Origin of the sequence: Bacillus sp. 0209A, from assembly GCF_036765095.1 — a bacterium.
GTDB lineage: Bacteria > Bacillota > Bacilli > Bacillales > Bacillaceae > Bacillus > Bacillus subtilis_G.
Window position 1 is genome coordinate 508,435 of sequence record NZ_JBAIZV010000001.1, and the last position, 16,663, is coordinate 525,097.

The 16,663-nt window shown below is 41.0% G+C and carries 2 protein-coding genes; both read right to left on the bottom strand.

What is annotated here, in order from left to right; all coding sequences use genetic code 11:
• Positions 1–17: 17 nt before the first annotated feature.
• A complete protein-coding gene (locus V6D44_RS02035) occupies positions 18–7,919 on the bottom strand; it encodes an SDR family NAD(P)-dependent oxidoreductase (RefSeq protein ID WP_202328631.1) in 7,902 nt (2,633 codons plus the stop codon).
• Positions 7,912–16,659 (bottom strand): SDR family NAD(P)-dependent oxidoreductase, encoded by an 8,748-nt coding sequence (locus V6D44_RS02040; RefSeq protein WP_333516250.1) that lies wholly within the window; start codon positions 16,657–16,659, stop codon positions 7,912–7,914. The genes V6D44_RS02035 and V6D44_RS02040 overlap by 8 nt, the downstream gene beginning before the upstream one ends.
• Between the last annotated feature and the right edge of the window lie 4 nt (positions 16,660–16,663).

Consider the following 16,663-nt stretch of genomic DNA (forward strand, 5'->3'; position numbering starts at 1 on the left):
CTCTTTAGTCTTTTTCATCATAGTTCTTTAAACTCTAGTAAAGGTATCAGCATGTCTGCTTCTTCCTCTTTATGAGAATGTCTCTTATCAATCCAACACCGTTTTTTATTGAAGACAGCCGGCGGGAGCGACTGTCTTTTCGGCTCTGTATATCCCATTATAAAATGCATGTTGCTCAATAACATGTGTGCATTTGTTCCGCCAAATCCAAAAGAACTGATTCCAGCCCTTAACACTCCTTTTCTAGGATTCCAATCTTTTAAAGCAGTGTTCGGGAAAAAAGGAGATTGATCAAATTTAAATCTAGGATTCGGCGTTTGGCAATGCAATGTTGGAGGCAGCTTCTGACTCCAGATGGATAATGCCACTTTAATAACGCTTGCTATTCCAGCCGCACTCATTAAATGCCCAAAATTCGTTTTTACGCTACCTACACCGCAAAATTGCTTCTCTTCCGTTACTTCCCGGAACACTTCAGTCAGTGCTTTTAATTCAATCGGATCGCCTATCATCGTACCAGTACCATGTGTCTCGACATAACTGAGTGAAGAAGCGTCGATTCCTCCGTTTTTCAACGCTTTTTTGATCACTGCACTTTGCGCTTTCGGATTCGGTGTTGTCATTCCCATCGTCTGTCCATCGTTATTTACTGCAGATCCATCAATTACCGCATAAATTCGGTCCCCATCAGTGAGAGCTTCATCAAGCCTCTTCAGCAGAACGGTGCCGCATCCTTCTCCCGGTACAAATCCATCCGCCTTTTCATCAAATGTACGGCATTTTCCCTCAGGTGAAAGCGCTCTGGCTTCACTTAACATTAAGTAAGGCTTTTGGTCAAGTAAAATATCAACCCCTCCTGCTATAGCCATGTCCGATTCTTTTGATATCAGGCTTTGACAAGCAAGGTGAACACTGACTAATGAGGAAGAACAAGCCGTGTCCACAACCAAATTCGGTCCTTTTAAATTTAGAAAATGCGAGATATGAGCTCCGATGAAATTTTGTCCAATTCCCACTATCGTATTTTTTGAAGGTGAACTTATTCTAGACATGAACGTCCCTGCCCGTGAACCGATAAAGACTCCAACCTCTTTGTTTGACACCTCTTCTTTTCGGTAGCCGCCATCTCTCAGTGTCTGTACGCTGACCTCCAGACATTTTTTAATTAATGGATCAAGCTGAGATGCTTCACTTTCACTCATATTGAAAAACACTGGATCAAAATGTTCAATATCCTCGAGAAATCCGCCCCACTTACTGATACTTTTTCCTTTCTTGTAAGTATCCGAGTAATATTGAGAAATATCCCAGCGTGATGTTGGAACTTCGCGGACACTATCTTTCCCTTTTTCGAGATTTTGCCAAAACATCTCTTTATTTTCGGCATCCGGGAAATCACAGCCTATCCCGATAATTGCGATTTGATTCGATTTTTTTTGCTTCTCTTGAAATTCGTTTTGTTTCGGAATCGTTTTTTTATTCATGCGTGTTTTAAAGCCTAGTAAGCCATTGCTTTTTAATGAGCGGTCCTCCAGCTTTACTTCTCTTTCATTTCCCAGAGCGTCAGAAATATGCTGAATGGATACATCCTCATCTTCAAATAATTGATTTAAATAGTACGCAAGCTGTTTGAAGTTGGGGTATTCCAGAAAGGCTGACGGTTCAATTTTTATTTGGAAAGCAGCTTCTGCTTTTTTTACAAGCTGAACCAGCAAAATAGAATCTACCCCGTATTCCGAAAAAGAAGTATCTTGATCTAATTTCTCGCAAGGAATTTTAAGCTCTGTTGAGAAAATATCTTTTAAAATACTAATAATCGCTTCGTTATCAGTATCATCAGAGAACTGTTCGTTTACAACCGATGGCTCATGAACACTGGTTTGAATTTTTGTGAGAGGCAGCTGCTGTAATGAGAATTTCTCATGGTTTGTCTTAACCGGTATAAGGCATGGATATCCAGTCACTTTCATTATTTGGTCGAGCATGCCTATGCCTGTTTCAGTCCGATGTGACAATAGCCCTAACGCCTGATATGCAGGGCTTTTCACCTCGCCCATTCCAATTTCCTTCCAACTAGGCCAGTTTATTGATTTATAATAAGTTCGGCCACACGCATGCTGATAAGCCGCAAAATAATCCATAAAAGCGTTTGCCGCAGCATATTCACTCGTTCCCGCTCCTAACAACGGAAATGCGCTTGCGACTGAAGAAAATAAAATGAAGAACTTGAGGTTGTCCTCCAGAAAAATGTCATGCAACACTTGGAGTCCCTGTATCTTAGGCTCAAATACCTCCTTTATTTCTTGACTGGTTTTATGAATGAAAGCCGGATTCACATGATTGGCTACCCCCGCACAATGGATGACTCCTCCAATTTGCCCGAGCTTCTTTCTCACTTTTGAAAAGAACTGCTGTAATTTTTCTTTCTCAGTAAGCGAACCTCCATATATTTCTATCTGAACCCCTTTTTGCTCTAACTCTTTGAGCAGCTTCAATTTTGAATATAAGGTGGATTTTTTATCTGTCTGTTTTAACAGGTCATCTCTTTCATCAGACTGAGGCAATTCAGTTAGCCCCATTAGTACAAATTTTTTTACTCCCTTGTCAGAATAGTGTCTGGCAAGCTCTGCGCCGATTCCCCTCGTTCCGCCAGTAATAACAAGTGTTTGATCCGGTTGGCATACAGGCAGGCGGATTTCCCTGCTAAACTCGGATGGATGTAATTTCTTCACACACTGCGTATATCGAGCTCCGTTACGATAACAAATTTCACTGTAAAGATCGTCAGCTGCTGCTTCGTTTTTGATCAATTGTTGTAGTTCGTCCAGACTTTTTGAATGCTGATCTATATCTATTGTTTTCGCTTTAATTTTTTTATACTCGGCGCTTAACATCTTAATTAATCCTGCTGTTTCCGCCCCGGCTAAGGTCGGCTGTTTATTCTTAAACGTTTGCAGTCCTTCTGTAATGTGTAAAACAAATAGATGCTTTTGAGCTTTTATTATTTCCTGCAACAGCGTCAGTTTCCCAACAGAGTCGGCTGCAGCCTTTACCGGCTCTCTCCATAAATCAGACAAGTCAACAATACCGGTGATGTCCGTGTTCTCTTTGAGGATCGCCAAAGCCGTCTCCTTTGCACGCAGAGGATTGTCAAAGCTAAAGCCTTCGCCGCTCAGATGTAATTGACTATCAGCTTTCCTGCAAATGACAGTGCAGCCCATGAGAGGATCTGAAGCGAACAACTCAGAAGCAAACTGCTCATTTTCAATGTTAGCCAAAATAATGATCTGGCCTTTTGAAAGAAAAGACGATGAGACTTGGCTTTCTTCCCAAGATTTACATAGTAAATCAAACGGTATATTATCAGGCTTATCTACTACTGTCTCCCATCCTGAGAAAAACATATTCCGGAAGACCGCCATACATTCTCCTTCGTGTGAAAGTAAGTAAACTGTAAACTGCCTCTCTTCAACGTTTGATTCGTTCAGATCTACAAACACGTAACATTCATTTGGAACAGATTGATAAAAACAAATCTCTTCAATCTCCTGTAAGTAAAACCCTTGATCACCAGTGTGCCTTGCTGCTAAAACAGCTGCTGCTTGAATGGCTCCTTCAACTGCAGCAGGATTTACAATACATTCTGTATACAAGTCTTTTTCCGGTATAGCGACATCGGCAAGCAAGAAATCATTATGCAAAAATAAATCTGTGAGAACGCGCAAATCCGCATCATAATATATCAAATTGGTTTCCAGAAGATCATAGCATTCGGACCCGGTCATAGACTCTTTACAATTCGCTTTATAGTCAGCTGCACATTTAAAACGAGCACCTGTTTCACGATTCGCTTCCTTGTATTCCAGTTCTCCGTTTAAAATGATCTGTTCAGCCTCGCGTTCTGACCGTTCAGACAATTCGAAAGATACCGCACCTTGTTGATCAAATAGTCTAAGTTCAGTTCGCACGGGTTGTTCTGTTAATTCCAATAGGGCATGTAAACAAATATTTTTCATTCTCCACACATTCTGTTCGGCAGACATTGCTCCACCGGCAGCTGCCATTTCAATTAGTGAGCTAAAAGGCAGATTTTTTTGCTGATTGATACATAAGGCAGGCCATGCAAAAGATGCTTCTGAAAAATCAGTAATAAATTTTTGCATCTTCAAGGTCGAGACATTTTGATCTAGTAAAGGATGCAACCCCGATTGTACTCTTGTCAATCTATTTGTTTGTGTGATTTTTGAGCTTGGCACCCAATATCTATTCCTTTCAAACGGATATGCTGGCAGAGAAATTATTTTCGGTGATTCTGTTCTGTACTTGTCTTCCCAATCAATTTCACCGCCATTTACCCAATGAAGCGCTATATCATATAAGTTCTGGAATTGTGATGATGCTAATAAGGTCTTATGATTATCGGAACTAATACGGGCATTTCCTCTATATAATCCGTGTACTTCCTGATCTGATTGTAAATACTTGGTGAGCTTATCGACAAGTTCACCAACGTCCCGTGCTTCTACAGCCAGCCGTTCTTCCATGGCTTCTCGTCCCGTTTGTAATGTATATGCCACATCAGTAAGTGATGTATTCGAATCAAGTTCATTTATGAGTGAATCAATTAAGATACGGAGCCGCTCTTCGTTTTTAGCGGACAGAAGAATGATTTGCATTTCTTCGCTCTTTGCAGGATTGGTATTTATTTCGTCTATATACTCTTCAATAATGATATGAGCATTAGATCCCCCAGCACCAAATGAACTGATGCCTGACCTTCTAACATGACTTTCAGGAACCTCCCAGTTTTTTAGTTCAGTCTGGACATAAAACGGTGTTTCATCGAAATCAATATTAGGATTTAACTCATGAGAATGAATGGAAGGTGCCAGCTGTTTGTATTTCATTTGCATCAACACTTTAGTGATTGACGCTATCCCAGCAGCAGCCTCTAAATGTCCGATATTTGACTTTACGGAACCGATTGCACAGCGAAAGCTACTTTTGGGATTGCTGAAAGCCTTAGACAGTCCGGAAATTTCAATGGGGTCTCCCAGCGATGTACCTGTCCCGTGCGCTTCTATATAACTGATGCTGTCTACACCAATTCCAGCTTTATCAAGCGTTTCGCTGATAACATTTGCTTGTTCATTTGGATTCGGGACAGTGTAGCCGTTTGTTTTTCCTCCGTGATTAACTGAAGTACTCTTAATAACGCCGTAAATAGTGTCTCCTTCGGCAACTGCCTTCGAAAGCGATTTTAATAAAATAGCTCCTACTCCTTCACCTGGTACATAACCGTCACCTCCAGCCCCGAAGCTTCTGCAGCGTCCATCGCTCGAAACAAAATGATTTTGAGAAAGCAATGTATATTTATCGGGATGTAAAGATAAATTTACTCCCCCGGCAATTGCAAGGCTGGATTCTCCCCTTTTGATGCTTTCACATGCGAAATGAACGGCAGATAGTGAAGATGAGCACATTGTATCAATAGCAAGACTTGGACCGTGAAGATCGAAGAAATATGATACCCGGTTAGCGATTGACGAATAAGAAGACAAAAGTGCCTTACGGTCATCATCAGATGCTCCTGCTGTAAAAAGCTGATAGTGACTGTATGTCACTCCTACAAATACACCTGTCTTATACCGTTTTAATTTTCCCCTTGTATAACCGGCATTCTCAAATGTGTGCCATGCAGTTTCTAAAAACAACCGTTCTTGCGGATCTATTAACTCGGCATCATGAGGAGAAATTGAGAAAAACAGCGGATCGAACTTATCAGCGTCTTTAATAAAACCTCCCCATTTACTTTTATGACGAGCTTTTTCACCAGTATTAAAGTATCTTCGATGATCCCAGCGTTCGCTTGGGATTTCCGTTATACAATCTTTCCCCGAGGCAATATTATCCCAAAACTTTTCTACATTCTCAGCCATCGGATAACGTCCGGCTATGCCGATAATTGCAATATCTTCTTCGGTAACCGCTGAGGATCTGCAGCGTCCTCGTTGCTTCAGTTGTTTTTTTTCGGCCGTTATGTTCCTTCTCTGTTCTGACTGCGGCGAAAAAGCCTTGACTAACTTGTCATAATGATGTTCTAAAAAATACTCCGCTAACTGGTCGATGCTGCTGTATTCAAAAAATAAAGTCTTAGATACACTGCCAAAGTGTTTTTCTAGCCTGGAAGTTAGTCCTAAGATCGTTAAGGAATCAATACCGTAGCGGTCGAACGTATCCCCGGACAAAATATTGTCAGTTGGTCTCCCAGTCTCAGCTCCGATGATTTCTTTCAATAGACAGACCGTTTGCTTTTTTAATTGATTTTCACTAATTTGAGGAAGTTCGTGATCAGATTCGGATGTTACATCTGTCTCTGTATTATCAACCGAAAGCAATTGGAAGATCTTTTCTTCACTTCCGTTAATAACTGCCAGCTGAGAAGCATTGCTGCTCATACAATTCTGAAAGAAGGCAAGACCGGATTCCGCTGATAAAAGATCCAAACCGGTTTCCCTTAAAACTTGCAACTCTCTCGGACCGACTGACATATTCCCTGCGCTCCATAACGGCCAGTTAATAGAGAGAGTTTTTCCCGGACGATTCTTCATGATCCTGTAATCGGTATAACTGTCCATACAGCCATTTGCAAATGCATAATCGCTTTGGCCCGCATTAGGCAGGATGGAGGACAGGGACGAAAACATGACGAAGAAATCAAGAGATTCCCCTTTCGCAGCTTTGTCAAGCCAAACGGTTCCAAATACTTTGGGTGCGATGACCTTTTCTATTCTGTCTCTCCTCTTTTTAATAACAAATGCATCATCTACAAGTCCGGCACTGTGTAAAATGCCGTTTAATCTTCCAAATGTCCGCCGGATCTGATCAATTAATATGTCGGTCTCTTTTTCCTTCGATATATCTGCTGGGATATAAACAGCTTCAGCCCCGAGCTTTTTCAGCGTGTTAATTTTTTGCTCTATTTCCATAGAGCTCGGTGAACGGCCAGTCAATATAAGATTAACTTTTGCCCGTTTCGCCAAATATTCCGCGAATAGAAACCCAAGACCGCCGGCACCTCCCGTAATCAAATACACACCGTTCTCTTTGATGTTAAAGTTATTTTCCGGGGATCCACCTTTATTCACTTTTTTAATTTGCTGTATATAATAATGTCTTGGGTCATAACATGTAAAACTGCTCGATACACATTGATTATTCCATTCACAAAAAATGACATCAGCGATAAGTTCCTTTGTAAACGGCTCATTACTCATCGCCTTCAATTCTGCAGTCTTACACCTAAAATTCGGGTTTTCGGCTTGAACGGTCTTGAGGAAACTCTCAACCGCTCTATAAATAGGCTGAGCCTCTCCCTGGACATTTTCATATAAATATAAGACCTCTGCTTTCGGACAAAGTTTATTCTCCATTATGGCTTGCAGCAAATAAAATACAGAATACAGGCTTTTATCGAGCTGCTCTCTCATTGTCTTGTCCGTGTCACGAAATGCCCCGACCGAGAGGAAATGAACAATATGCCGAGGCTTTATATTCTGAGAGACAAGCGCACGGCACAAAGCTTCATAATCTTCTTTTTGTGTAAAATTCATTTTAAAACAGCCATTTCGGCCAGCTTCGAATCGGTCTCCGGGAGAAACATAAATAAAAGGCGCCGCGGCGCCTTCTAATTGTCTCTTCATTACGCTGTACAAACTTTCGTCACTGGCCAAAAATAAAATTGGCTCTGTCATCTGACGAGGCTGCCCAGTACGTTGAAAGATATATTTTACCCATTCCTTTTCATAAATATGCGTTTTACCCAAACCTTTAATTAGTCCCAATCCCTCTTCAGGAGTCAGCTCTCGTTCTTTCACTTTCCTAACTATTTGTTCAATTTGTATAGTTTGTTCATTCATGTAAAAGCAACTCCTCTATCAGCTCTGTTGTATCCTTCGTATTAACCTCACCTGATTGTGCTTTTTCAAGAAGCGATATAATTTTAACATCCGAGCTTTCTTCATTTGATTTGTGAACCGCCGGCATTATTGAAGGTCTTTCAGCCTGAGGCGTAAATTCTTGTTTAATCCAATGTCTGTTTTTTCTGAAAGGATAGACTGGAAGGGAAAGTCTCATAGGTTTATTTTCTCCCTCATACAGATCTCCCCAACTGATTTCATAACCGATCGTCCACATTTGAGCCAGTTTTGTCAATTTTCTTTTTTGAATTAGCGATTGAATATATGAGTGACCCTCGGGTCCATCAAAAATCGGGAAATACACTTTATGAAATTCTCTAGCATTTCCTTCAAAAACCTCTTGTAGATCTTCCCCCTGAAGGTAACCGTTTATCTTTTCAGAAAGCTCCTCTAAGCTTGAACAAATAATAGCAAGACGCGATTCGAACGATTCACGGCCGGTTTGAAGCGTGTAAGCTATTTGTTCAAGGCTGTACCCTGCTTGATCTCCATGCTGAGATGTAACCTGATTGTCAACAGGCATATTCGATTCATGACAGATATAATGGAACAAATCGTTGAGTGTTGGTTGCTCTGTAAATATGCCAATCGGGACCTCTTTCCCGGATATTGTGCTGATGAAAGAGCTTAATGCAGTTAAGGTCATCGGATCAAATCCCAAGTCTGTTAAATGTGTCTCCATGTCTATTTCATCTGCATCTAAACTTAGGATTTTTGCTGCCTCTATTCTGATTTCTTCTCGTAGATTATGCTCTCTCACCTTAGGCTCTCCGTACCGGCCAGTTGTCTGCTTCTCTTTTAAAAAGCTTGAAAAATCTTTGGCGTAAGCAATTAATCTTTCTTTTGATTTAGCTGAGAGCACAATTACATGTTCTTGTTCCCTATTTACTTGATTTTCCTGGCTTTCCTCAAATTCTTCTACAATGACATGGGCATTAGTTCCTCCAAATCCAAATGAGCTGACTCCCGCTCGACGGGGAATTTCGTTTCCTTCCCAATCTATCAATCTATTCCACTTTATTGTTTTATTCACAATATAAAATGGCGTTCCAGTTAACTGAATGTAAGGGTTCAACTCCTTAACATGCAGGGTAGCCGGCAGGATTTTATGCTTCATGGCGAGCAATACTTTTATCAGACCCGGCATCCCTGAAGCAGGCTCTAAATGTCCGATATTGGTTTTCACAGAACCGATTCCGCAATATTGGTCCGTATTTCTTGTGCTGTCCGACTTAAGGGATACAAAAGCTTTTTTTAAGCCCTCGATTTCAATTGGATCTCCAAGTTCCGTACCGGTTCCATGTGCTTCTATATAGGATACTGTTTCAGCAGGAATACCGGCATTTTGATAAACTGATGTTAACAGCGCTGCTTGAGCTTCCGGATTTGGGGCGGTCAGCGAAGCAGCTCTCCCCCCGTGATTTTCACCGGTTCCTTTCAATACTCCGTAAATATTGTCCTTGTCATCAATAGCTTTTTGCAGAGGCTTTAGCAGCAGCACAGCTGCACCTTCACCTCGAACATAACCATTGGCAAGCTTATCAAACGTTTTGCATCTGCCATCTGCGGACAAAATTCCAAGTTTATCTGTATATAAGTGGGTCACGGGATCTAATAGCAATGACACGCCTCCGGCTACTGCCAGCTCGCTTTCACCAGCTTGAATCGAACTCACTGCTCTATGGATGGCAACAAGACTGCTTGAGCAGGCTGTATCAATAGATTCACTTGGACCTCTGAAATTAAAATAATGAGATACCCGATTACTGATGAGCGCCTGGCTGTTTCCAGTTCCAACTAATGCATGTGCCTTGTCTAAATGCTTCATTAACAGTTGGCGATAATCATTAAATTGAATGCCGGTGAACACTCCGATGTTTTTGCCTGACAGTTCTGATGCCTTGTAACCCGCATCTTCTATCGCTTCCCAAGTTTCTTCTAAATATATTCTGTGCTGCGGGTCCATAAGTTCAGCTTCTCGAGGATTCACGTTGAAAAAAGATTCATCAAATTTATCAACATCCGTGATAAAACCGCCCCATTTAGAATTTATACGGCTGTTTGCTTCGTTATCTGCATAGTTTTTCCAACCCCACCGCTCGAGCGGAATTTCCTGAATCATATCTTTTTCGTTGATCAAGTTTGACCAGAATTCACCCGAATTTTTTGCTCCGGGAAAAACGCAGCTCATTCCGATAATTGCAATCGGTTCTTTCTGCAGAGGCTTTTTTAACTGACCTGTTTGCTTTTTTGCAGGCGGAAAGCGGATTTCAGACTTTTTCAACTTCTCAGTGTGCCGTGATTCTCTTTTTTCTTGAATATCTATATCAGATTTCACATTTTCTTTAGCTTCCACAGGCAGTTCACCAATTATAAAGTCAGAAAGCGATTCGATATTACTATAAGTAAAGAAAATCGCCGGTGTTAATTCCAGCTTATATCTTTGGTTTATTTGGACGGAGAAAGTTTTCAAACTGATGGAATCGAAGCCAAGATTGCCGAAATTCTCTGATATATCCAAGCGATCGATATTAATTTTCAGTAATTCAGACACCATCCGTTTCAACTCATCTAATACATGAGCCTGTCTAAATAATTGTGTATAATCACCTTTTTCTTGATCCAACTCAGCTGTTAATTCTTGAATAGACTTATCATCAGCTGCTGTAAACCTGCCGTTGTTACCAGTAAGCACGGCTATTTGCAGATCTTCATTTGATAAGATTGCCTCAAATGCTGTTATTCCGTCTTCTGTTTCTAAATAGCGGAACCCCGAAGTTAAAAGGTATGCAGATTCAGCTTCTTTACTTAAATGCATGCCGCCTTCTCGCCATAATGGCCAATTAATTGAAATGCTTCTACCCTGTCTCTCATGCTTTAGACTCTTTTCATTTCGCCAGTGGATATATCGATCTTGGAAATAATTACCTAACGAATAATTAACCTGTCCAAAGTCACCAAATATCGAAGAGATGGAAGAAAACACCACAAAGAAGTCGAGCGGTTCTTCTTTCGTTATTTGATCTAAACATATCGTCCCTTCAATTTTAGCAGCCAGCCCCTTCGAAAAATCAGCGAGACTCATTTCCGTAAATAGACGATCATCAGCATGACCAGCTGCGTGAATAACACCTTGAAGGGGTCCCCAGTTCCGTTTCGTTTCATCTAATACCTGTTTCATCGCATCTTTATCTGTTACATCAGCTTGAAAATACAGCACGGCAGCACCATGTGCCTTTAATTTTTCAATTTCATGCTGTTTTTCAGCTGTTAACGCTGACCTTCCCGTTAACACTAATCTCGCCTTATATTCAGACGCCAAATATTTAGCAAATGTCATTCCAAGACCGCCTAAACCGCCTGTTAACATATAAACCCCTTTATTTTTAAGTATTATGCCGCCTGCATTCGTTAGCGCTCTATCTTCCAGGGTTTTGACATACCTTATATCCTTTACATATTTGACTTCTTCAGCAGTAATATGGCCTTTTGCAGATACAATTTCTTGAAGGCAGTGTTCAGCCTGCTTGTCGGCTGAAATATGTTCAGAAAAGCTGATTGATACAGCATGCTCTACAGAAGGCAGCACCATGTTTATCGTTTTCAAATAACCTGGTAAAGTCTCACCAAAAGGATCACTCATATCTTCTCTATAAGACTGAGTAATCAGTAAATGTTTAAGAGATAAATTTTTTCGGTCACTCAGCGCCTTTAATAAATGAAAGACCGAATACAGTCCTCTAACCGGATGTTCGCCTGCATCAAAATCTCCCCCTGTATGCAGAACAATGTCTGGGAGCATCTTGTTTTTTTCTAATTTTTCAAACAAACGATTATAATCTGACGGTATTTTAGGGTCTATGCTAAATGTCAGAGCATTCTTTATAAGCTGTCGTTGATACGGCGTTACAAGAATTATCCGGTAGGCAGATTGGTCTATTAGCGCCTCAGCAATTTCTTTATCATTTGCAAACAACAAGATCGTACCTGCATTTTCATTTCCAACTTTCACAGGGGAAAGGTTCTTTTGCACCCACTTCTGCAAACAATAATTCACCTCAGTATGCGGCTGTGGATTTACAGTCAGTCCCTTAAGCTCTACAAGCACCCGTCCGTTACCGTCTAACAGAAATACGTGATAAGACGATTTGCCATATTCACTTGGTACTGCGTATGCATATACAGCTTTGGCCTCTTCATCAAAAATGGTACACTCTTCTACTGTTTTAGGTACTGTCCCCGTATTTTTCTCTAAGAGACATAATATCGTCTGATAAGCACTTTCAAGAACAGCGGGATCGAGCGTATAACCCTCTGCCTTGTCGCTTGCCTTTAAGATTGTAAGCGCCTTTCCGTCCCGTATCACGCAACGGTCTATGCCTTTAAGTTTACTGCTGCAATCATAGCCGTTTTCAGCAAGCCGATGATAAAACGCTTCTCCTGATATCCAGTCAGTATACTCTGACATAAACGGTTTAATATTGATAAATTGTCCCTTTTCCTTAAGCCCCTCTAATACAAGTTTGCCGGAGAAATAAAATGATGATTCATTCTGATCTTTTATAAAAAATGAAGCAGTATCGCCTTCCGGTGCCAGCACAATTTGAATTTGGTCATTTAGACCGCTTTGTACGATCGGTTTTGAAAAAGAAAGATTTGTCAATCGAGTAATCGGATGCCCTGAAGCTATTTCTCCTGCCGCCCTCGCGATTTCTATTTGTAAAAGATACGGAAACATCCTTTCATCGTGTTTTGCTTTTACGTATAAATTATCACCTTTGACATTTATATTGAACTTTTGGTCATTAAAATCTGAAACATTGCAGTTAATATGCGGATGCAGAACATCAATTGCATCTGCCTTTTGGCGGCTTCTAGGTTTAGAGGCGCTTATTCTGCATAATTCTTTGGCAAATGGATATGTCGGTGCAGAAATCCGTCTAGGTTTGTCATTTCCATAGAGGAACGACCAGTTTATCGTGTATCCGCTGATCCAAAACTCAGCAACCCTTGAAAGATCTCTCTCTGCAATTGCTTTTTCAATTTCTTTTTCTGTCTCATGACTTTCAAATTCAATGGTGTTTGATACGGATGTAAGTTCAGATGTAAATAGCTGCTCTGATAATGTTTTTCCCTGTGAATAATCTAAAAGCTTCTTAATCAATTCCTCTTTTGAAGATGCAATGACGGCCAATCGGTATGCCATTTCTTCTCTGCCTGTCTGTAAAGTATATGCTATATTCCTAAGTGCATCTGAAGTATAATCTTTTGACTGTATGTACTCCGCTGCACCCTTTGCATAGTCAACCAGTCTTTCAGCATTTTTGGCGGAAAAAACAAATACAAGCGGCTCTAGCTCGGTTGTTTCAAATACGGCATTCTCACTATTTACGTACTCTTCCAAGATGATATGGGCATTTGCCCCTCCGGCTCCGAATGAACTTATACCTGCACGCCTTGGAATTGATATTTTTTTTCCGTCACGCTCTGCAACGGAAGACACCCATTTTTCAGGACTTTCCGGTACATAGAAAGGCGTTTCTTGAAACTGAATATGCTCATTCAATTTAGAAGAATGAGTCAGCGATGGAACGATTGTTTTATGTTTCATTTGTAATATTACTTTTGTAATTCCAGCTATGCCTGCAGCTGCCTCCAAATGTCCGATATTAGATTTAATAGACCCGACTGCGCATGTCTTTCTGTCTGTCATTGCATCGGCAAATACTTTGTGCAATCCGGCAATTTCAATCGGATCTCCTAATGCAGTGCCTGTGCCGTGAGCTTCTATATAACTGATACTTTCCGGGTCAACCTTTCCTTTTTTCAGGGCTCTGCTAATCACCTTACTTTGAGCGGTCGGGTTAGGCACAGTATATCCATTCGTCTTTGCCCCATGGTTGACAGCTGTTGCCTTAATGATGGAATAAATTTGATCACCGTCAGCAATTGCTTTTTTTACAGGCTTCAGTAAAACAGCACCGGCTCCCTCCCCGGGAACATAGCCGTCTCCCCCAGATCCAAAGCTTCTGCAGCGACCATCGCTGGACAAAAAACCGCCTTGAGTGAGGAGTTTATATTTATCAGGATGAATGGAAAGATTAACTCCTCCGGCAATTGCAAGCTCACATTCATTCGTTATTAAACTCTCACATGCCAAATGAACAGCAGTCAAAGACGAGGAACACATTGTATCCAAAGCAATACTAGGTCCGCTGAAATTAAAAAAGTAAGATACTCTGTTCGCGATGGATGCATATGAAGAAGAAACGGCCTGCTCATGATTTCCAGCACTGTACAGCTGATATTGCCCGTACATGACACCTGCAAACACGCCGACATTTTTCCTTTCAAGCATTTTCTTCGCATACCCCGCATCTTCTATGGTATGCCACACTGTTTCCAGAAAAATTCTTTCTTGAGGATCTATTAACTCCGCTTCAGCCGGAGAAATATTGAAGAACAACGGATCGAAATGATACACGTCATCAATAAATCCTCCCCATTTACTTTGATTTTTTATGTCATGATCAGCTTCCGGCTGATAATGCAGGCTAAAATCCCAGCGGTCTTTAGGAATTTCAGTTATACAATCTTTCCCTTCCATTAAATTTCTCCAGAGAGTGTCAAGATCGTTTGCCATCGGATAGCGGCCACTGATTCCAATGACGGCAATATCATTGTCCTGATATTTTTCTGCTATTTTCAGGTTTGACTGATGAGCCAGCCCTTTTGATTTATGTTGAAAGCTCGGTACTACTGGATCAGCAGCTTCCGCCGCCTGTTGAACATTACCGCTGTCGTTTACTCCTAATTTCAGCATATGAACCAGAGCATCATGGTGCTTTTCAATGAAATAAGCTGATAATTCGGATGCAGTTTGAAACTCAAATAACAGGGTTTTTGAAAGCGCACCAAAATGCTTCTCCAGCTCATTGGTTATATTGATGATCATGACTGAGTCAAGTCCGTATTTATCCAGCGCTGCCTCTGCGTCTATTTTGTCTGCTGGCATTCTGAATTCTGCTGAAATAATTTCTTTTATAAATGTCAAAGTGTCAGCTTTCAGCTTTTTATCAGGCTTTACCGTCTCACTGACGGTTGTTTCTTCTTGAAGCAGACCGCTATCACGTTCATACAATTTATGTACATGTCTGTCTATATGATCATCTCCGCAAAATACCGTGAATTGGGAAAGCCCAGATGACAAACCTGCTGAAAACGCTCTGATCCCCTCCTCTTTCTCCAAGGGATAAAAGCCCGATTTTTTCATCGTCTCCAACGTGCGCTCATCTACTTGCATGCCGACTTCTTTCCAAAGTGGCCAATTCAGAGATAGGAACATTTTGCCCGTATTCTGAGCGGCACGCATGTTCATCAAATGATCCATATAACTATTTCCGAATGCATAATCAGCCTGTCCAATATTTCCTAAAACGGCTGAAGTAGAGGAAAAACAAATAAAAAAGTCGAGACGCTCCTGCTTTGTGGCTTCATCCAGCCAAAGTGTGCCCAATACTTTCGGCTTAATCACCTGATTGAATTCTTCTATTGTTTTTTTATGAAGAAATGAGTCGCGGATGATACCCGCGCTTTGAATGATTCCGTTTATCTTTCCATATGCTCTTTTGGTTTCATTGATTATATATTCTGCCTCTTCTTTTATTGAAATGTCAGCCTGTAAATAAATAGAAGAGGCTCCTAAGGCTTCTAATTGTGCTATCTTATTTTGTATTTTGTCTGAAAAAGGTGATCTCCCCGTTAAGACAATCTGGCATTTGGTTTGTTGAGCCAAATATTCAGCAAAGGTGAATCCTAATCCGCCCGCCCCTCCTGTGATAATATAAACACCATTGTCCCGCAGTATATATTCCTCACTTGTATGTTTGTTTGCAGGTTTATATGTTATCAGGCGTTTAACAAATCTCTCCATTCCTTGGTAACGGATTTCGATCTCAGGAGAGCTGAAGTCTCTCAGTTCATTGATCAAAATATCGCCTAAGCTGCCGTTTGCGAAAGCCGACCGCTCTAATTCAATGCTTTTTGGCGAAATTAGCGGGTTCTCCTGCTGCCAAGTCCGCAAAAAGCCGCTTGCCGATGCATAAAGGGGCTGTTCTCCTAAACGCTCGGAAAAATACGCATACAATACGTTTACTTTTTTGCGCATTTTACTCTTGAAGAGAGCCCGGTTTAATAAAAATAAAGAATAAACCCCGCTGTCACATTGTCTTTCAATCGCTTTCTCATTACTGCTAAACGGTTGGTCAGACCATAGATGGACGGCTTCCCTTATGTCTGCTTTCTCTTCTTTCAGTAACGCAAACAAGCTTGTATAATCTTTTTCAGACCGAGGGTTGATTTCAAACACACCACTCCGAATACGTCGAAATTCTTTCCCAGGCATGACTAAAATAATACTTCTATCATGCCGTACAGTCAGTTCCTTATGCAAATCCTCATTTGTATCAAATAATAAAAGACTGCCCTCTCTTCGGCTGTCTTTTGGATCTAAATCGAGATCAGCTGGCTGCCAATCCGTCTTATAATAAACAGTCTGTTCCCTTCGCTGAGCCATACCAGAATCAAGTTGCTTAATCCGTATTACTCCTTCTTCCAAGGAAATCAGGCCGCTTTTAATGTCAGAAAGTATTTTTTTTCTTACATCACGAGTTACGCTCATAAAA

Coding starts and splice junctions, on each gene's coding strand:
- V6D44_RS02040 (WP_333516250.1), bottom strand. CDS start 16,659: ATGAGCGTAACTCGTGATGTAAGAAAAAAAATACTTTCTGACATTAAA.
- V6D44_RS02035 (WP_202328631.1), bottom strand. CDS start 7,919: ATGAATGAACAAACTATACAAATTGAACAAATAGTTAGGAAAGTGAAA.